20 protein-coding genes are annotated in these 19229 nt (G+C 64.1%); 10 read left to right on the top strand and 10 right to left on the bottom strand.

Annotated features, from left to right (window positions below):
• Positions 1 to 68 precede the first annotated feature (68 nt).
• Positions 69 to 275 carry a hypothetical protein gene (locus B2U07_RS18530; RefSeq protein ID WP_275545370.1) on the top strand — a complete coding sequence of 69 codons (207 nt, stop codon included), beginning with the start codon at positions 69 to 71 and terminating at the stop codon, positions 273 to 275.
• Positions 276 to 341: 66 nt separating this feature from the next.
• Here the strand turns inward: B2U07_RS18530 and B2U07_RS18525 are convergent, their stop codons facing one another.
• The 8 genes from B2U07_RS18525 to B2U07_RS18490 form a co-directional block, all read right to left on the bottom strand.
• Entirely contained in the window at positions 342 to 1511 is a 1170-nt protein-coding gene (locus tag B2U07_RS18525; RefSeq protein ID WP_275545371.1) for an iron-containing alcohol dehydrogenase, read from the bottom strand.
• Positions 1512 to 1520: 9 nt separating this feature from the next.
• A complete protein-coding gene (locus B2U07_RS18520) occupies positions 1521 to 2909 on the bottom strand; it encodes an aldehyde dehydrogenase family protein (protein WP_275545372.1) in 1389 nt (462 codons plus the stop codon).
• A gap of 97 nt (positions 2910 to 3006) precedes the next feature.
• Positions 3007 to 4380: a glutamine synthetase family protein gene (locus B2U07_RS18515; RefSeq protein ID WP_275545373.1), complete on the bottom strand. Its 1374-nt coding sequence runs from the start codon at positions 4378 to 4380 to the stop codon at positions 3007 to 3009.
• Positions 4381 to 4636: 256 nt separating this feature from the next.
• Positions 4637 to 5674 carry a TRAP transporter substrate-binding protein gene (locus B2U07_RS18510; protein WP_197857091.1) on the bottom strand — a complete coding sequence of 346 codons (1038 nt, stop codon included), beginning with the start codon at positions 5672 to 5674 and terminating at the stop codon, positions 4637 to 4639.
• 135 nt (positions 5675 to 5809) lie between these two features.
• The gene (locus tag B2U07_RS18505; protein WP_275545374.1) at positions 5810 to 7135 is read right to left on the bottom strand and encodes a TRAP transporter large permease subunit; all 1326 of its coding nucleotides are present in this window, start codon (positions 7133 to 7135) and stop codon (positions 5810 to 5812) included.
• Entirely contained in the window at positions 7135 to 7641 is a 507-nt protein-coding gene (locus B2U07_RS18500) for a TRAP transporter small permease subunit (RefSeq protein ID WP_275545375.1), read from the bottom strand. The genes B2U07_RS18505 and B2U07_RS18500 overlap by 1 nt, the downstream gene beginning before the upstream one ends.
• Positions 7642 to 7799: 158 nt before the next feature.
• Positions 7800 to 8747: an alpha/beta fold hydrolase gene (locus B2U07_RS18495; protein WP_275545376.1), complete on the bottom strand. Its 948-nt coding sequence runs from the start codon at positions 8745 to 8747 to the stop codon at positions 7800 to 7802.
• Positions 8748 to 8839: 92 nt separating this feature from the next.
• A complete protein-coding gene (locus tag B2U07_RS18490; RefSeq protein WP_275545377.1) occupies positions 8840 to 9739 on the bottom strand; it encodes an AEC family transporter in 900 nt (299 codons plus the stop codon).
• A gap of 272 nt (positions 9740 to 10011) precedes the next feature.
• On the opposite strand from B2U07_RS18490, the gene B2U07_RS18485 reads away from it, so the two are divergent.
• Positions 10012 to 10491: a hypothetical protein gene (locus tag B2U07_RS18485; protein ID WP_197857086.1), complete on the top strand. Its 480-nt coding sequence runs from the start codon at positions 10012 to 10014 to the stop codon at positions 10489 to 10491.
• A 73-nt stretch (positions 10492 to 10564) separates the two neighbouring features.
• On the opposite strand, the gene B2U07_RS18480 is transcribed toward B2U07_RS18485, so the two are convergent.
• Positions 10565 to 11647, bottom strand: a complete 1083-nt coding sequence (locus B2U07_RS18480; RefSeq protein WP_419096356.1) for a fatty acid desaturase family protein — start codon at positions 11645 to 11647, stop codon at positions 10565 to 10567.
• Positions 11644 to 12729: a ferredoxin reductase gene (locus B2U07_RS18475; protein ID WP_275545379.1), complete on the bottom strand. Its 1086-nt coding sequence runs from the start codon at positions 12727 to 12729 to the stop codon at positions 11644 to 11646. Before B2U07_RS18475 ends, B2U07_RS18480 begins: the two co-directional genes overlap by 4 nt.
• A 149-nt stretch (positions 12730 to 12878) precedes the next feature.
• On the opposite strand from B2U07_RS18475, the gene B2U07_RS18470 reads away from it, so the two are divergent.
• From B2U07_RS18470 to B2U07_RS18435, 8 genes are all read left to right on the top strand, one after another.
• Entirely contained in the window at positions 12879 to 13514 is a 636-nt protein-coding gene (locus B2U07_RS18470) for a TetR family transcriptional regulator (protein ID WP_013713896.1), read from the top strand.
• A gap of 163 nt (positions 13515 to 13677) precedes the next feature.
• Positions 13678 to 14178 carry an urease accessory protein UreE gene (gene ureE / locus B2U07_RS18465; RefSeq protein ID WP_275545380.1) on the top strand — a complete coding sequence of 167 codons (501 nt, stop codon included), beginning with the start codon at positions 13678 to 13680 and terminating at the stop codon, positions 14176 to 14178.
• A 34-nt stretch (positions 14179 to 14212) separates the two neighbouring features.
• On the top strand, positions 14213 to 14887 hold the full coding sequence (locus tag B2U07_RS18460; protein WP_275545381.1) for an urease accessory protein UreF: 675 nt from the start codon (positions 14213 to 14215) through the stop codon (positions 14885 to 14887).
• 16 nt (positions 14888 to 14903) lie between these two features.
• Positions 14904 to 15518, top strand: a complete 615-nt coding sequence (gene ureG / locus B2U07_RS18455; RefSeq protein WP_013713893.1) for an urease accessory protein UreG — start codon at positions 14904 to 14906, stop codon at positions 15516 to 15518.
• A gap of 82 nt (positions 15519 to 15600) precedes the next feature.
• Complete coding sequence (locus B2U07_RS18450) at positions 15601 to 16173, top strand: HupE/UreJ family protein (RefSeq protein ID WP_275545382.1); 573 nt, start codon at positions 15601 to 15603, stop codon at positions 16171 to 16173.
• Positions 16174 to 16334: 161 nt separating this feature from the next.
• The gene (locus B2U07_RS18445; RefSeq protein ID WP_275545383.1) at positions 16335 to 17249 is read left to right on the top strand and encodes a glycerophosphodiester phosphodiesterase; all 915 of its coding nucleotides are present in this window, start codon (positions 16335 to 16337) and stop codon (positions 17247 to 17249) included.
• Between the two features lie 528 nt (positions 17250 to 17777).
• A complete protein-coding gene (locus tag B2U07_RS18440; protein ID WP_275545384.1) occupies positions 17778 to 18392 on the top strand; it encodes a LysE family transporter in 615 nt (204 codons plus the stop codon).
• A gap of 237 nt (positions 18393 to 18629) precedes the next feature.
• Positions 18630 to 19217: a TIGR00730 family Rossman fold protein gene (locus B2U07_RS18435; RefSeq protein ID WP_197857078.1), complete on the top strand. Its 588-nt coding sequence runs from the start codon at positions 18630 to 18632 to the stop codon at positions 19215 to 19217.
• Positions 19218 to 19229 lie beyond the last annotated feature (12 nt).

Raw genomic sequence — 19229 nt, 5'->3', positions numbered from 1 at the left:
CCCTCTCCCATAAATGGGAGAGGGGGCTAACCGCCTATCCCGTAACGCTTTTGCCCCTTGGAGTCACCATGCGCCCGATCCGCCTCGCCCTGTTGTTCAGCCCTTTGCTGCTCGCTGCCTGTGGCGGTCCGGAAACGGCTACCACCGCCACCCTGCAGGCACAGGACGCGGCGCAGAAACAGCAGCAGATGGCGCAGCTCAAGCAGCAGATTGAGCAGGTCAACCAGCAGGCCCAGCAGCGTCTGCAAGAACAGCTGGACGCCGCCGGGCAGTAAACGCCCGCCCCGTAGGCCGGATGCAATCCGGGGCAGCAGGCCAAATGTCCCCGGATTGCATCCGGGCTACAGCATCCCGCGTAGCGCTTCTTCGAGCAATGCGCTGTACTGCATAGCGCTGAAGGCGATGGGGTTGGTGCCGGCTGACGGGTCCACTTCGGCCATACGCCCGACCTGCTCGATGCGCGCATCGTCGATGCCAATCTCGCTCAGGCTATGGGGGATGCCCACCTCGCTGCGCAGCGCCAGCACCCAATCGAGCACCGCATTGAAGCCGCTGCCAGGCAGCGCCAGGTAGCGCGCCATCTTTTCCATCTGCGGCTCGATGGCGCCACGGTTAGCCACCAGCACGTAGGGCATCAGCACCGCATTGAGCAGGCCGTGGTGGGCGTCGTACAGCGCACCCAGCGGGTGCGCCAGCGCGTGCATCGCACCGAGGCCGCGCTGAAAAGCGGTAGCGCCCATGCTCGAGGCCACCAGCATCTGCAGCCGCGCCTCGACATCCGCACCCTGGGCGACCGCACGCGGCAGGTACTGCTGCACCAGGCGCATGCCTTCCAGGGCGATGCCCTCGGCCATGGGGTGAAACAACGGCGAGCAGAACGCCTCCAGGCTGTGCGACAGCGCGTCCATACCGGTGGCAGCAGTGATCTTCGCCGGCAGGCCGACGGTCAGTTCCGGGTCGAGGATCACCAGCGCAGGCAGCATCCGCGCGTGGAAGATGATGCGTTTGACATGCGCCGCGTCGTCGGTGATCACCGAGGCGCGACCGACTTCCGAGCCGGTGCCGGCCGTGGTCGGCACCGCCACCACCGGCGCCATGCCGGCGACATTGACCCGGCTGGCGTTGTCGCCGATATCCTCGAAATCCCAAAGTGGTCGATCCTGCCCCACCATCAGGGCGATGGCCTTGCCGGCGTCCAGCGCCGAGCCGCCACCGAAGGCAATCACGCCGTCATGCCCGCCCGCCTTGAATGCGGCGACACCATCGGTCACGTTGGCGCCGGTGGGGTTGCCCTTGATGGCCGAGAACAGCCCGGCATTCAGCCCGGCATCGCGGCACTGGCGCAGTGCCGCGTCGATCATCGGTAACGAAGCCAGGCCGGGGTCGGTACACAGCAGCGGCGCACGCATACCTAGTTGGCGGCAGGCCTCGGCCAGCTCGCTGACACGGCCGATACCGACGCGCATCGAGGTGGGGTAATTCCAGTTCATGCGGTACTGATCGAGAATCATGGCGCGACCTCACAACTGAGTCTTGAAGTGGAAGGATTTCGGCCGGGTCAGCTGCTCGTAGCCAACCCGCGACAAGGTGCAGCCGCGTCCCGAGTGCTTCACGCCGGTCCAGGCCAGGCCGGGATCTAGGTAGTCGCAGCGGTTGAGGAACACTGTGCCGGCCTCAACCCGATCAGCCAGGGCCATGGCGGCATTTACATCACGGCTGAAGATCGCCGCGGTCAGGCCAAACTCGCTGTCGTTCATCAGCGCCAGCGCTTCCTCGTCGCTGGCAACCTTCTGAATGCCCACCACGGGGCCGAAGGATTCCTCGGTCATCACGCGCATTTCATGGCTGACGTTGGTCAGCACCTGCGGCGCCAGGTAGGGCGTGCCCGGCGCATCCAGGGGGAATTCGGCCGGGTCGATATGCGCCTTGGCGCCCTGCTCGACCGCCTCAGCGATCTGAGCACGGACGAAGTCGGCGGCATCGCTGCGCACCACGGGGCCCAGGGTGGTTTCAGGATCGTCCGAACGCCCCAGTTTGTACTGGCGCACCAGCGCCACGGCACGCTCGACGAATTCGTCGTACAGCGACGCGTGCACGTAGATGCGCTCGATACCGCAGCAGGATTGCCCGGAGTTGAAAAAGGCACCCTCGATGGCGGTTTCCACCGCATGCTGAAGATCGGCATCGGCGCGGACGTAGGCCGGGTCCTTGCCGCCCAGCTCCAGCCCGACGCTGATGAAACGTCCGGCCGCCGCACGCTCGACCATCGCGCCCCCTGGCACCGAACCGGTGAAGGCGACATGGTCGATGCTCGGCGAACGAATCAAGGCCTCGGTCTCGCCATGGCTCAGGTGCAGGTACTGGAATACGCCTTCGGGCAGGCCGGCCTCGGCGAAGGCCTCCACCATGCGTTCGGCGCACAACGGTGTCTGCGCCGAATGCTTGAGCAATACCACATTGCCCGCCAGCAGGGCCGGCATCACCGCGTTGACGGCAGTCAGATAGGGGTAGTTCCAGGGCGCGATGATCAGCGCCAGGCCGAGTGGCTCACGGCGAATGAAGCGGGTGAAACCGGCCTTGTCCGGCAGGCGGATATCGGCCAGCGAGCCCTCGGCGATATCCGCCATATGGCTGGCACGTTCGACGAAGCCGCGTATCTCACCGGCGGCGTAGCGAATCGGCCGTCCCATCATCCAGCACAGCTCCTCGGCCAGCTGCGCCTCACGGGCAGCGAAGGCTTCGATGGCGCGCCGGCCGATGGCGATGCGTTCACGCAGCGGCGTCTGCTTCCAGGCCTGCTGCGCCAGCTCGGCCTTGGCTAGCGCCACCAGTACCTCGGGATTGGAGGCCAGATGACACTCGACGTAGACCGAGCCATCGATGGGGGAAATGCATTGCAGCTTGCTCATAAGGTGCTCCGCGAATCTTGCCTTCGTAGCCCGGATGCAATCCGGGGGACACTCGACGAAACCGCCCCGGATTGCATCCGGGCTACGGTCGGTGGAATCAGATGATTTCGAAGTAGCGATCCAGCTCCCAGTCGCTGACGTGGCGGCGGTATTCGCGCTCCTCCCATTCCCGGCTGGCGGCGAAGTGCTCGACGAAGGCATCGCCGAACAGCTCGCGCGCAGCCTGCGAGCCCTTCAGGCGCTGCGCGGCGTCCCACAGCGTGCGGGGCAGCGCCAGCTCCTCGGGATGCTTGACCGCATAGGCGTTGCCGCTGACCGGGTCGGTCGGCTCCCACTCCTGCATGATCCCGTACAGGCCCGAGCCGATGGCCACCGACAACGCCAGGAACGGGTTGCCGTCGGCGGCGCCAAGGCGATATTCCTGGCGCTGCGACTTGTCACTGCCGGGGATCACGCGCAGCGCTGCGGTGCGGTTCTCCACGCCCCAGGTCGCATCGGTAGGCGCCCAGAAACCAGGAATCAGGCGCCGGTAGCTGTTCAGGGTCGGCGCCACCATGCACAGGAACTCCGGCATCAGGCGCTGCTGGCCGGCGAGGAAATGTCGCTGCAGCTTGCTCATGTTGTGCGCCTGATCGGGGTCGTAGAACGCCGACTTGTCCGTCTTGCGGTCACGCAGCGACACATGGATGTGCCCGCTCTGCCCCGGATACTTGCCCGACCACTTGGCCATGAAGGTGGCCATCAGCCCGTTGCGCTGGGCCAGTACCTTCATGAAGGTCTTGAACAGCGCGCCCTTGTCCGCCGCCGCCTCGGCGCGATCGACGGCAATCGCTGCCTCGAGCACCCCTGGCCCGGTCTCGGTGTGCAGGCCTTCGATGGGGAAATCCATCTCTTCACCCATAGCCAGTATCTGGTGGTAGAGCTCGGCATGCACCGAATTACGAATCATCGAGTAGCCGAACCAGTCCGGGGTGAACGGTTTGAGGTCGCGAAAACCCTTGGCCCGCGCCGAGTCCGGGGTTTCATCGAACATGAAGAATTCGTACTCCAGCGCCGCATAGGGCTCGAAGCCCATGTCCTGGCAGCGCTGGATCACCCGGCGCAACGTACCGCGCGGACACACCGCCTCGGCCTGCTGGTCGAACTCGGCAAGAAACAGGAGCATGCCGTTCTCGAAGGGAATCTCGCGGCAGCTGTGCGGCAGGATGCGTACCGGTGCGTCCGGATAGCCGCTGTGCCAGCCGGTGTACTGGGTGTTGTCGTAGAGCTGATCCTTCACATCCCAGCCGAGCACCACGTCGCAGAAGGCGAAGCCGTGCTCCAGGGCCGAGAAGAACTTGCTGCGGCTCATGTACTTGCCGCGCATCACCCCATCGTTGTCGAACAGACCGACCTTCACGTGGCTCAGGCCACGCTCCTCGACGATGCGCCGCGCATCGCCCAGGGTCTTTACATCCCTTGGTTTGAACATGCTAACCCCTGTGTCTTGTTGTTATGGCAAGCGGGTCAAGCTCAGGGCTGGGCATCGATGATCGGCCAGGCAAGGCCGACAATGCACGAGCGCAGCACGACGCTTGGTATAGCGTCCGTTTCAGGCTCATAGAGTGTGGTACAGGATTGCCGGGATGGCAGGCGAACGCAGGGAAAAATCTGCCTGGCGCGATGCCGAGCTGGATAGAACCGCGCCCATACCGCTCGGTACGGGCGCTCTGGCTTATTCAATGACATCAACCGCGATAAGGCGCCCCGGCCTTGGCCATCAGCGCGTTGTACTTCTTGAAGATGTCCACCACCTTGGCGCAGCGCGGGCTGGTCTTGGCGATTTCGTCCCAGAACTTCTGCGCTTCGGCCTCCACCGTGGCCCATTCTTCGGCAGGGATCGAGGTCAGTTCCAGCTTGCCGCCCTCGACGCGCAACTGCGCCTCGCCACCCCAATACCAGTGCTGGCGGTAGTAGTTGGAACTGTCCATGCACAGCTTGAACAGGGTCTTGAGATGCTCGGGCACCTCCGCCCATTTGTCCGAGTTGGCGAAGTAGGAGCCGCACCAGGCGCCGGAGATGTTATTGGTCAGGAAGTACTTGGTGACGTTGGCCCAGCCGACGGTGTAGTCCTCGGTGATGCCGGACCAGGCGATGCCGTCCAGCTCGCCGGTCTGGATCGCCACCTCGACGTCTTCCCAGGGCAGGGTCACCGGGATCACGCCGAAGCGCGAAAGGAACTTGCCGGCGGTAGGGAAGGTGAAGATGCGCTTGCCCTTGAGGTCATCGAGCTTTCTGATCGGCTCGACAGTGGCGAAGTGGCAAGGGTCCCAGGCGCCGGCGCCAAGCCAGGTCACGCCCTTGACCTCGCCATAGGCCTCGGCCCAGATTTCGTTGAGGCCGTACTGCTCGAACAGTACCGGCACGTCGAGGCTGTAGCGGGTGGCGAAGGGGAAGTAGCCGCCGAATACCGAGACATCCACCGGCGCGGCAATCGAATCGTCGTCGCTCTGCACCGCGTCGATGGTGCCGCGCTGCATGGCGCGAAACAGCTCGCCAGTGGGCACCAGCTGGTCGGCAAAGTACAGCTTGATCTCCATCTGGCCATTGGCCGCCTTGTTGAAGGCGTCGATCGAGGGTTTGATCACGTGCTCGGCCAGCGCCGCACCGGCGTAGGTCTGCAGGCGCCAGGTGATCTTCTTCGGCTCGGCGGCGTAGATATGCGCCGAGCCGAGGGCGGCGGTGCCGACCGCGGCGGTTTTCAGGAAATCGCGTCTCGTACTCATGCTGGTCTCTCCAATAGTGTCGATGCAGATGCAATACAACCGCTCATTGCCGCCGCGTGCACCGCGGCGGCCTTGCCAGTGTCCGGCGGGTGCCGGCTCGACTGTTGGCGCGCCAGGCGCGCCGATTTCCGTGAATCAACCGCCGTAATGCAGTTGCGGCAACCACAGCGCCAGCTGCGGGAAGACCATGACCAGGGTCAGCGCCAGGGCCATGATGATGACGAAGGGGATGACCGAGACGTAGATGTCGCGCAGGGTCACTTCGGGCGGTGCCATCGCCCGCATGAGGAACAGGTTGTAGCCGAACGGCGGCGTCATGTAGGCGATCTGGCAGGTGATGGTGTAGAGCACGCCGTACCAGACCAGATCGAAGCCCAGGGCGCCGACCAGCGGGATGTACAGCGGCGCGACGATCACCAGCATGGCGGTGTCATCGAGGAACATGCCCATCAGGATGAACGACAGCTGCATGATGATCAGAATCTGCCAGGGCCCCAGGTGCAGGCTGTCGACAAAAAAGTTCTCGATGGCCCTGACCGCGCCGAGGCCGTCGAATACGGCGCCGAAGCACAGCGCCGCAAGGATGATCCACATGAACATGCAGCTGATGGCGAGCGTCTTGCGCAGCGTCTCCTCCATCACCTTGCCGGTCAGTCGCCGCTTGAACAGCGCCGCCAGGGTCGCCGCCGCTGCGCCGACTGCCGAGCTTTCCACCAGGCTGGTGTAACCCATCAGGAACAGGCCGGTCATCGACAGGAAGATGAACACCGGCACCAGCCCGGCGCTGAGCAGGCGCAGCTTCTCCTGCAGACTGATCTGCTCGCGCTCGGCCGCAGACAGCGCCGGGCCGAGCTGCGGTTGCAGGCGGCAGCGGATGGCGATGTAGAGCATGAACATGCCGGCCATCATCAGGCCCGGAATTGCCCCGGCCAGCCACAGCTGGCCCACCGGCTGGCGCGCGATCATGCCGTAGAGCACCAGCACCACACTGGGCGGAATCAGAATCCCCAGCGAGCTGCCGGCCTGGATCACCCCGGTAATCATGATCTTGTCGTAGCCACGCCTGAGCAGTTCGGGCAAGGCGATGCTGGCGCCAATGGCCATGCCCGCCACGCTCAGGCCGTTCATCGCCGAGATCGCCACCATCAGGAAGATGGTGCCGATGGCCAGCCCGCCTGGCAGCGGCCCCATCCACACGTGGAACATCTTGTACAGGTCTTCGGCGATGCCCGATTCGGAGAGCATGTAGCCCATGAACACGAACATCGGCAGGGTCAGCAGCGGGTACCACTTCATCAGTTTCATCGCCGCGCTGAAGGCCATCTCCGAACCGCCGTCGCCCCATAGCAGCAGGGCCGCGGCGGCCGCGACGAAACCGATGGCACCGAACACCCGCTTGCCGGTAAGCAACAGCAACATCATCGAGGAGAACATCAGCAACGCGATCAGCTCGTAGCTCATCACAGCGTCTCCCCACGGGCGGCGTAGAAATCCTTGAAGAAGGTGGCGATGGCCTGCAGCAGCATCAGCGCTATGCCGAAGCACATGACGATCTTGATCGGCGCCATGTAGGGCGACCAGGCCGAATAGCTGGTCTCCTTGTATTCGATGGCGTATTCGGTGGAGGAGATGCCGCCGATCAGAAGCATCACCAGATAGAAGATCAGCATGAACACGGTGATGGCATCGACCACGGCGCGGGTGCGCGGCGACCAGCGGCTGTAGGCCAGGTCCATGCGCACATGGGCGTCGAGCTGCATCGAGTAGGCGCCGCCGAGCAGGAAGTAGGCGACCATGAGAAACTGGGCGCTTTCCAGGGTCCAGATCGACGGCGTGAAGAAGCTCTTGCTGATCGAGGAATACAGCAGCACCGCCAGCATGGCGAAGATCAGGTACATGGCGAAACGCCCAACCCTCAGGTTGAATGCGTCCACGACCCGGACGAAAGCTCTAATGCCGTTGCGCATGCAGTTTCCTGCTGTTCTTGTTCGTTATCCCGTCAGCCTAGACGAAGATTCGCCAAAGCCAACCGCCCCGCCGTGCCATAGCAGGAAACGCGCCAGCCCTTGGCGGCCGGCACTTCACCGAACAAAATCAAAGGCTTGGAAAATACCGCGCTAGAGCCTCAGCGCTGCAAAAAGGCGATCAGCACTGCAACGGTGCGCTGCGCGTCCTCTTCTTGGGGCACATGGCCAAGGTCATCGAACAGCACCCGCTGGCTGCCCGCGATGTCGGCGGCGAAGCGCTCGGCATTGTCCGGAGGAATCAGTCGGTCGCGCGCGCCCCAGATGATCAGCGTGGGCAATTGCAGTTCGCCGATACGCTCGTGCAGCTCGCCGCTGGGGGCCTGAGCGAAGCGCTGGCGCAAGGCCTGCCGATTCCCCTCGCGCAACGTCAGTTGGTAGTAGCGCTCGACCAGTTCATCGTCGACTTTGTCCGGATCGCCATAAACGTTGCGCACGCTCGACTCGATCATGCTCCGCGGCAACAAGCGGCTCATCAGCGGCGCCAAGGCCGGGATGCCTGCCAGGCGAAAGCCTATCGGTACCGACTCGGCGTTGCGCGGATAGCCGGCCGCATCCACCAATACCAGCCGTGCGCTGCGTTCGGGATGGGCTAGGGCAAAGCGCCAGGCCAGCTGGCCGCCGAAGCTGTTACCGACCAGCACGACACGCTTCACCTGCAGATGATCGAGCAGGGCGAGGAGAAACGCCGTGTAGTGCTCGACGCGGTAATCTCCATTGGGGAATGGCCCGGTGAGGCCGAAGCCGGGCAGATCCAGGCTGATCACCCGGCGCTGCGGAGCCAGTTCTTTCACCCAGCCTTCCCAGGTGTGCAGGCTGGCGGACGTGCCGTGCAGCAGCAGGATCGGCTCGGGGTCATCGCGCCGGCCCTCGTCACGCAGGTGCACCGACATTCCAGCGATGTCGACGAACTGTGAAGGCGGTGGAGCCCAGCGTGCCTTGAGCTCGCCGACGGGACGGTCCGGCGCCCAGTTGAGGGCGACGAAAGCGGCGAGGGTCAACCCGAACACCAGCAACAGGCCGAGCAACACGTGGGCGAGGCGTTTCATCGATGCAGTCCTGAACGGAGCGGAAGCGCGATGCTAGCCGGCCACTGCGAATAGGCCTATCGCCCGGAAGAGGGAATCGCCAGACAGAACAATCAGAACCCTACCAGCAGCATCCACAACGGTAAGGTAATCGCCGCCAGCAGCGTGGAAAGGGAAATCGCCGCGCTGACGCTACGGCTGTCTTCGGCCGTACGGGCAAAGGCCATCACGTTGACTCCGCTGGGGCCGGCGGCGAGCAGCACCAGCACGCTGCGCGCGGTCTCGTTGAGACCGGGAAGCTGGCCGCTGAGCCACCAGACCAGTGCCGGGAACAGCAGCAGTTTGGCCGCGGCCACGCCCCAGGCCTCGCCAGTCGGACGCAGGCGATAGCGCGACAGGCTGGCGCCGAGCACGATCAGCGCGCAGGGCAAGGCGGCCTGGCCCAGCCAGCTGATCGCCCGCCACAGGCTTTCCGGCACCTGCAGCCCGGAAAGGTTGAGTAGCGCCCCCAGCCCCAGGCCGATGATCATCGGATTGGCCAGGTTCTTCAGCAACGCGCGGCCGTCAACGCGTTCCTGGCTGCCGAAGGCGGCGTAAAAGCTGTGCAGGGAAAACAGCGTGAGGCTGTGAAACACCAGGATGGCGAAGACGTAGAGCAGACCGTCGTTGCCCATCAGGCTGGTGATCAGGGGAATCCCGACCAGCACGTTGTTGGAGAACGCCGCCACCAACCCCAGAGGCGTCGCCGTACCGCGCCGCCAATGCGCCAGTGCATTGACCAGCGCGAACACCAGCAGCACCGGCAGGTAGTACGCCAGCAGCAATACAGGCGACAGGCCCTCGGCAAGCGATGCCTTGGCGATGCCGGCGAACAGCAGTGTCGGCATGAACAGCTTGAAGGTGATGTTGGCCAGACCGGCCGCCGACTCGGTGGTGAGCCACTGGCGCCAGCCGAGCAGATAGCCGAGAACGATCAGAGCGAAGATCGGCAAAATGGCCTGTGCGGCGAGCATGGCTGAAGCGGCCTCCTGGGACTGCTGAAGCGGACGGATCGAGCTCGACCCGCGAGGGCCGCCAAGCATACGCGTGCCGAACGCTCAGCGCGACGCCTTGCGAAACATCCGCCGCCAGGCTTGACACTCAGCCAGAAGCACCGAGATAGAGCGCTCCAATCAAGTATTGAGGGGATCGATGTTCACTATCAGGTCAGTCAAGTTCTTATCTGCGCTCATGTCCTCAAGAATTGCCTCCGACGCCACTTATTACTCCCTACGGAGACAACGACATGAAAACTCAACTGACCCTCGCCGCCCTCGCTCTAAGCCTGATGACCACCAGCGTATTCGCCGCTCCGAGCAGCGCGCCTTTCCCTCTGGTGGGCGAAGCCAAGGACAGCCAGGTGCAACAGCAACCCCTCGCACCGCTGGCCGAGAACGGCTCGGAACGCACTCCTGGTGCCAAGCGCATCCAACTGGTCGAAGGCGGCTATGAGCGCACTCCGGGTGCCCAGCGTGTTCAGCTGGCCGAAGGCGGTTACGAGCGTACCCCCGGTGCCAAGCGCGTTCAGCTGGCCGAAGGTGGCTACGAACGCACTCCGGGTGCCCAGCGTGTTCAACTGGCCGAAGGTGGCTACGAACGCACCCCCGGTGCTCAGCGCGTTCAGCTGGCAGAAGGCGGCTATGAGCGTACCCCTGGTGCCCAGCGCGTACAGTTGGCCGAAGGCGGCTCCGATCGTCTGATCGAGCAGCGCGGCCGTACGGCTTGAGCGCTGTTGCAACACCCACAAGCCCGGCCCAAGCCGGGCTTTTTCATGCCTGTGACGGGCTCAACCGAGTCACTCACGCCATCCCGGCAGTGGGCAAACGGTAGATCCAGATGCGCCGCAGGACGGTCGCGAACTGTCCCCACAGGGTCCCGCTGTTGTAGTGCTGACCGTAACGTTCGGCGATCAGACGCACCTCACGCGCCAACTCGGCATAGCGGCGCGCCGGCAGATCCGGAAACAGGTGATGCTCGATCTGGTGGCTGAGGTTGCCGGTGAGGATATGCAGCAGCGGGCCGCCGGACAGGTTGCTCGAACCACGCAGCTGGCGCAGGTACCAGTGACCACGCGTTTCACTTTCCAATACCTCGGGTGCAAATACCGCCGCCTTTTCGGTGAAGTGACCGCAGAAGATCACCAGAAAGGTCCACAGATTGCGCAGCAGGTTGGCCACCAGGTTGCCGATCAGAACGGCCAACGCATTGGCACCGAGCAGCAAGGCCAGCAGCGGAAACACCAGATAATCCTTGACCCATTGCCTTGCCAGCTTGGCGCCGAACTGACGGGCCAGCGGTTTCACTTCCTCCTTGCTGATACGCCCCTTGATCAGCTTGTCCAGGCGCAGGTGCTGAATGGCCACGGCGTACTGGAACAGCAGCGCCTGGATCGTCACCCAAAGCGGTTGCCAGCGATAAAACGGCTTCCAGCGCTGCTCGGGGAACACGCGCACCACGCCGTAGCCGACGTCATCGTCCATGCCCAGCACGTTGGTGTAGGTGTGATGCACATGGTTATGCGTATGCCGCCAGAAGTCGGCCGGCCCGACGATGTCCCACTCATACTGGCGACCGGCGAATTCCGGATCGTTCATCCAGTCGTACTGGCCGTGCATCACGTTGTGGCCCAGCTCCATGTTCTCGAGGATCTTGCCCAGCCCCAGCAGCAGGGTGCCGAGCAGCCAGGTTGGCGGGAACCAGCCGAACATCAGCAGCGCGCGACCGCTCCAACAACAGAAACGTACGGCACTGCGCACGCGACGGATATAACGGGCATCGCTTTCGCCTAGGTCGGCCAGCGTGCGCTGGCGCAAGGCATCCAATTCCTGGCCGAAGGCCTCGAGTTCGGCGGGACTCAGCTCTCGATCAAGGCGGGCGGTCACAGGTCGATCTCCACATCCCCATGCGGGGCACTGACACACAAGCGAATGGGTTGATGGGGTTCAGCGAACAGCTCGCCGCTGCGCAGATCGCGCACCGAGCCGGCCAGCAGCAAACAGGTACAACTGGTGCAGATGCCCTGACGGCAGCCATGAGCCGGGCGCAACCCGGCAGCTTCGGCCTGCTCCAGCAGACTTGCGTTGCTGCTGCCAGAGACCTGCTGCCGGCTCCGGGCGAAGCTCAAGCGGACCTCGCGGTCCTCCACGTCGGCCAGCATCGGAAGTGGACTGAAGCTTTCCGATTGCAGGCTGCTCCCGCGTCTGGCGCCATGCCACCAGCCACACGCCTGCTCGACGAAACCACGCGGGCCGCAGACCCGCAGATGATCGCCCGGCAACGCGGCCAGCCGTTCGGCCGACAGACGATCACCCTCGCCACTGAAAACCCACTGCACCTGGACGTTGGCATGACGTGCCGCCAATGCCTGCAGCTCTTCGGCAAACGCCTGTTGCCCTTGGCGGCGCACCTGATGCAGCAGTGTCACCGGCGCGGCGAAGCCACGCGCCAGAGCGTCACGCAGCAGGCCGAGCAATGGCGTGATGCCGCTGCCTGCAGCCAGGAGCAGCACAGAGCCTTGCTCCTGCGGCCAGGCGAAATCACCGAATGCCCGGCCCAGTTCAATCACCTGACCGACCGCAAGGTCGTCGAGCAGCAGATTGGACAGGCGCCCATCCGGCTGGCGTTTGATCGCGATCTCGATGCGCCCGTCGGCTGCCACCGACGTCAGGCTGTAACTGCGTCCGTGGCGAACCCCGTTTTGCTCCAGATACAGCTGGACATGCTGCCCGGCCCGCCAGTCCTGCGCATTGCCATTGCAACACAACTTCAGCGCCAGCATGTCTTCAGCCACCCAACGACGCGCTTCGACTTGGGCGAACACACGATTGAGGCGCAGTGTCGGGTGCAACTGGCGCAGGCATAGATCGACATCCGCCTCACGCAGCCAACCGCCGCTACAGAGCTGGCGCAGCGGCCACAGGCAACCCGCAACCCAACGTGCCCCTGACAGGGAAAGTAAAGCCATCGAAAGAAATCCAGTGAACACTTGTACACAAGGCTGACAGAAAGCATAGTTTTCAGTCAACAGTTGTTCACCGAACGATGTCGGCTCGGTTCGACGCTGGCGCTGCGCATTTGCTAGAGTGCGGCATCGCTCAACGACCCCGATCTCGCATGACGCCACGCGCCGAACAAAAGCAGCAGACCCGCCAGGCCCTGATGGCTGCCGCCCTCACGCTGATGGAAAGCGGCCGCGGTTTTGGCAGCCTGAGCCTGCGCGAAGTGACACGTGTCGCCGGCATCGTGCCCACCGGTTTCTATCGCCATTTCGCCGACATGGACGAACTCGGCCTGGCGCTGGTGGCGGAAGTCGGCGAGACCTTCCGCGCGGCGATCCGCCAAGTGCGCCGCCACGAGTTCGAAATGCGCGGCATGATCGACGCATCGGTGCGCATCTTTCTTGCCGAAGTGGCCGCCAACCACGGTCAGTTCCTCTTCCTCGCCCGCGAGCAATACGGTGGCTCGCGCCCCGTGCGCCAGGCCATTGCGGCACTGCGCGAACGCATCACCAGCGACCTGGCTGCCGATCTGAAGCTGATGAACCGTATGCCGCACCTCGACGATGCAGCGCTCGACGTGGTCTCGGACCTGGTGGTCAAGACCGTGTTCGCGACCCTGCCCGAGCTGATCGACCCGCCCGCCGAGACCCTGCCCGCCCATCTCACTGCAGAAGCCAAGGTCATCCAGCAACTGCGCTTTATCATGGTCGGCGGCAAGCACTGGTTGGGCCTCGGCAAGCCCTCGGACTAACGCGCACCAAAAGCGCGCACTTCAAACGAAAACGCACCAAATCAATCCTGGCCGCTTCGCCAAGTTATCCACAGAGGGCTTGAACGCCCCGGCCTGCGCCAATCTTCGGCCTTGGCAAGCCACTTGCACTATTTCCGGGCACATTGCCCCGGAATAGATACGCATGCTGGTGATCCACGCCCGAATCGCGCCGCAGAGCGCCTGCGACGCCGAACTGGAACTGACCTTCGAAGCCCGCAGCAAGAGCCGCCTGCGCTGTTTCACCACTGGCGGTGAAGAGGTAGGCCTGTTCCTCGAACGCGGCCAACCGGCACTGGCCGATGGCGAGTGCCTGCTGGCCAAGGACGGGCGCATCGTCCGTGTACGGGCCAAGGCCGAACCGCTGCTGCACGTGACCTGCGCCAGCCCCTTCGAGCTGATGCGCGCCGCCTACCACCTGGGCAATCGTCATGTTGCCCTGCAACTGGGCGACGGCTGGCTGCGCCTGCCCGATGACTACGTGCTCAAGGCCATGCTCGAACAACTCGGTGCCACGGTCGAAGCCGTCGAAGCGCCCTATCAGCCCGAGCAAGGTGCCTACGGCGGCGGCCATCACCATTCCCATCATGGCGACGAGGAATTCAACTACGGTCCGCGCCTGCACCAATTCGGGGTGCGCAAGTGACGCTGCCCCCATCGAGCCAGGCAAAGGCAACGCCATGAAACCAGCCTGGGCATTGTTGCGCCTGGCCAGCCCACAGCTGCCCATCGGCGGCTACAGCTACTCGCAAGGGCTGGAATGGGCCATCGACAGCGCCCTGATCACCGATGCCGACAGCGCCGAGCACTGGCTGGCCGATCAACTGACGCTCAACCTCGCCCGCTTCGAAGCCCCGCTGCTGCTGGCTCACTGCCGCGCAGCGGACGCATGTGACTGGTCGCGCCTGCAGCAACTGGCCGAACAGCACCGCGCCAGCCGCGAAACCCGCGAGCTGGCCCTAGAGAGCCGGCAGATGGGGTATTCGCTGCGGCAACTGCTCGAAGGCCTGCCCGAACTGGACGAGGCAGCGCGTGACGCACTTGCTGCCCAGGACGAACCTGGCCTGGCACTGGCCTGGGCACTGGCCGCACGCGCCTGGCAGATCAGCCCGGATGACGCCTTGGCCGCGTGGCTCTGGGGCTGGCTGGAAAACCAGCTCGCCGTGCTGATGAAGGTGTTGCCGCTTGGCCAGCAGGCCGCCCAGCGCCTGACCAGTCGCCTGCTGCCGCAGCTCGATGACGCCCAGCAGCAGGCTAACAGTCTTTCCCCCGAACACTGGGGCAGCGCCGCCTTCGGCCTGGCCCTGGCGAGCATGGCGCACGAGCGCCAGTACTCGCGTCTCTTCCGCTCCTGACGAGGAACAACAACCCATGAACAGCCAACCTCTGCGTGTCGGTATCGGCGGCCCGGTCGGTTCCGGCAAGACCGCACTTACCCTGGCGCTGTGCCGTGCCCTGCGCGAGCGCTACAACATCGCCGTGGTCACCAACGACATCTACACCCAGGAAGACGCCCAGTTCCTGGTGCGCAACGAGGCCCTGGAGCCCGAACGCATCATCGGCGTGGAAACCGGCGGCTGTCCGCATACCGCGATTCGCGAGGACGCCTCGATCAACCTGGAGGCGGTGGAGCAGCTCAACCGCCGCTTTCCGGGCCTGGACCTGATCATCGTCGAATCCGGTGGCGACAACCTGTCCGCCACCTTCAGCCCGGAGCTGTCCGACCTGACCCTGTACGTGATCGACGTGTCCGCCGGTGACAAGCTGCCACGCAAGGGCGGCCCGGGCATTTGCAAGTCCGACCTGCTGGTGATCAACAAGGTCGACCTCGCGCCCATGGTCGGCGCCTCGCTGGAGGTGATGGAGCGCGACACCCTGAAGATGCGCGGCGACAAGCCCTTCGTCTTCAGCAACCAGAAAGTCGGCCAGGGTCTCGACGAGATCATCGCCTTCATCGAACGCCAGGGCATGCTCACCGCCGCCTGAATCTCCCCTCTCCCGCTTGCGGGAGAGGGGCCGGGGGGAGAGGGCCGCCTTTCTCCCTAACCACTGAGTCAAGGAGACCTCTATGAATCTGCGCAAAACCCTCTACACCATCGCCCTGCTCTGCTCCCCGGCGGTGGCACTCGCCCATCCTGGGCATGGCGATTCCGGCCTGATGGCCGGCCTGGCCCACCCGGTGTTTGGCCTCGATCACCTGCTGGCGATGTTCGCCGTCGGCCTGTGGGCCGCGCAGCAAAGCGGCGCGGCGCGCTGGGCGCTGCCGGTGACCTTCGTCGGCAGCATGTTGATCGGCGGCCTGCTGGGTTTCGGCGGTATGGAGATCCCGATGATGGAAACCGGCATCGCCGGCTCCGTGCTGGCTTTCGGCTTGCTCGTAGCCGTGGCAGCGCGTCTGCCGGTAGCGATATCCATGGCGCTGACCGCCCTCTTCGCCCTGACCCATGGCGTCGCCCACGGCCTGGAACTACCTGATCTGGCCAGCCCCTTCGGTTATGCCATCGGCTTCGTCGTCGCCACCGCAGCACTGCATGCCGTCGGCTTCGCCCTCGTGCGTTTCCTGCCACAAGCCGCGGCACCGCTGGTGCGTATCGCTGGCGGCGCTTCGGCAGCGACCGGTGTCTGGCTGCTGGCGAGCTGAGTCTGTTCTGGATGTGCGTTGGGCTATTAAAGGGCGCCCCGGCGCACCACTCGCGACAGTTTTAAGGTACGCACGGCACACACTACCGGCCTCGGCATTGGCGCTTGCCAATGCCGCTGCGCTGGGGCACAAAGTCCCGAACCGGTTTCGAGACCCTGCCTATGCTGCGCCTCACCCGATTTCTGCTCATCCCGCTGCTGCTGATCGGTGCCGTCGTTCTGCTACTGGCCCTAACCAGCAAGCCGGCGAGCACGCCCGCCGTGCTCGACGACCTGGGCCAGCATCCACTGGTCATCGCCCATCGTGGCGGCGCCGGTCTGTGGCCTGAGAACACCCTGTTCGCCTTCGAACGGGCCGCCGCACTCGGCGTCGACATGCTGGAGATGGACCTGCACCTGAGCCGCGACGCCCGACTGGTGGTCATCCACGATGACACGCTGGAGCGCACCACCAATGGCCAGGGCCCAGTCGCGCAGTTCAATCTCGCAGAGCTGCAAGCGCTGGATGCCGGTTACCAATGGACCGCCGATGGCGGCCAGAGCTATCCGTATCGCGGCCAGGGCACGCGTATTGCCACGCTGGAAGAAGTGTTCCAGCGCCTGCCACTGATGCCCAAGGTGCTCGATCTCAAGGTGCCCGATGTCGGCATGGAGGCCGTGCTCTGCGAAATGCTGGCGGCCTACGATCAGCTCGACCGCGTCATAGTCGGCAGCTTTCATGAACGCAGCCTGCAGCGCTTTCGCCAACTCTGCCCGGAGGTAGCGACCTCCGCCGGACCGATTTCGGTGCGCTTGCTGCTGGCGCTCAACTGGCTGGGACTGAGCGACGTGCTCTCGCCGTCCTACTCGGCATTGCAGATTCCTCCACAGCACAGCGGCCTCACCCTCGCCACCCCGCGCCTGGTGCGCAATGCTCAGCATCGTGGCCTGCAGGTACACCTGTGGACCATCAATGAGCAGCCCGAAATGCGAAGGCTGCTGGAAATGGGCGCCAACGGCCTGATCACCGATTATCCGGACCGCGCCTTGCAACTACTCGGGCGCTCCACCCAGCTAGGCGCGCTGCCCACTGACTAGGCTGACGAAAACTTCGACGCTTGCCTGACACCCAGCTGCGCCGGGCCATCAGACGACTCTTCACCAGTTTATCCACAGTCCGCTCAACAGTTTTAGGGGATAACCAGCACGCGCCGCTTGATGCTAAGAACAAGCTCTGGACAAAACGGCGCTTTTCATATCCTCCCACTGGCCTATCGGAGCAGTGATCAGAAAACGCACAAAGCGCTGAAAGACTTGCAATGCGTGGGATTCAGCAAGAGGTACAGAAGTTATCAACAGCATCGCCCACAGCTATCGTGGACAAGCGCAACGAGCTGCGAAAGTAGCACTGGAAGATGTCAAGTCCCTGTGCACAAAGGAAATTATCGACTGTTCAAATGTTCACCAGCAGGTTGGAAGCGGCGTATTTCAAGAGCCGTAGATGGGAACCACCAGCTTATCCACAACTCTTTCAACAGCCTGCGTGGAAAACTTTATTTTCATCTCCTGGCATGCTGTCTGCTTATGGGGAGTAGCCTTCGTTTCCTGCCTAGTAAGGATGCTTCAATGTTCAGTTTCTTCCTCGCCGCCATGCTGCTCGGCTTCGTCTTCAACGCGGCCCCAGGAGCGGTGTTCAGTGAAACCCTGCGTCGTGGCCTGCGCGACGGCTACAAGCCGGCATTGCTGGTGCAGATCGGCTCTCTGGTGGGCGATGCCACCTGGGCGGCCCTCGGTCTGACCGGCCTGGCGCTGTTGCTCGACAGCGCGCAGATCCGTTATCCACTGACTTTGGCCAGCGCCTTATATCTGGCCTGGCTCGGCTACCAGTCCTTGCGTGACGCCCATCGCCCGCCGCAGCCAAACGACGACGGCCAGGTTGCGGCGGGCGGAGCCTTCGCCGCGGGTGCCGCGTTGTCGCTGACCAACCCGCAGAACATCGTCTACTGGGCGGCCATGGGCGGCGCGATGGCGGCCATCGGCGTAGCTCAGCCGACACCGACTCACCTGGCGGTGTTTTTCGCCGGTTTCATGGTCTCGTCGCTGCTCTGGTGTTTCATCTGCGCCGGCCTGGTGGATTGGTTCCGCCGCGCCGCATCGTTGATCTGGCACCGCCTGACCTACGCGGCCTGCGGCGTGGTACTGCTCGGTCTGGCCGGCATGAGTGCACTGGAGCTAGTCTGATCGACTGGCGGCTATCGCCACCATCGAAACAATCTAAGGGCGTGGCGCCAGCGCCGGGGCTAGCCTGCAGCACATGTCCCCCGCGTCAGGAAGCCGCGCCATGCCCCTCAAACACCTGCTCAAGCAACTGCTCGCCAGCTACGCCTGCGCCACCTGCGGCATCGATACACGCCACTGACCCTTGGTGGTTGCGCAGCGGCTGGTTACCCTTGGCGCACTCAGCCAAGGAGTCCGTTAATGTCCCTGCGTAGCGTCTGCGTCTTCTGCGGTGCCAGCCCCGGTGCCAGTCCCATCTACCGTCAGGCCGCCGAAGCGCTTGGCCAGCACCTGGCCGAACGCGGCGTACGGCTGATCTATGGCGGCGGCGCCGTCGGCCTGATGGGTGTGGTCGCCGATGCGGCGCTGAATGCCGGCGGCGAGGTCATCGGCATCATCCCGCAAAGCCTCGAGCGTGCCGAAATCGGCCATCGTGGCCTGACCTGCCTGGAAGTGGTGGATGGCATGCACGCCCGCAAGGCGCGCATGGCCGAACTGGCCGACGCCTTCATCGCCCTGCCCGGCGGCCTCGGCACCCTGGAAGAGCTGTTCGAAGTCTGGACCTGGGGCCAGCTCGGCTACCACGCCAAGCCACTGGGCCTGTTGGAGGTGAATGGCTTCTACAGCAAGCTGGGCGATTTTCTCGATCATCTGGTCGCCGAACGCTTCGTGCGCCCGCAGCACCGCGAGATGCTGCAGATCGCAGACACCCCACAGGACCTGCTCGACGCGCTGAACGAGTGGCGGCCCAGCGTGGCGCCGAAGTGGGTGGATCGCTCGCCCGTCTGAGTCTGTACGCAG

Origin of the sequence: Pseudomonas sp. UBA7530 (genome assembly GCF_002479365.1) — a bacterium.
Taxonomy (GTDB): domain Bacteria; phylum Pseudomonadota; class Gammaproteobacteria; order Pseudomonadales; family Pseudomonadaceae; genus Aquipseudomonas.
Note: the sequence above shows the minus strand (reverse complement) of the source record. Positions and strands in the feature narration are given on the sequence as shown.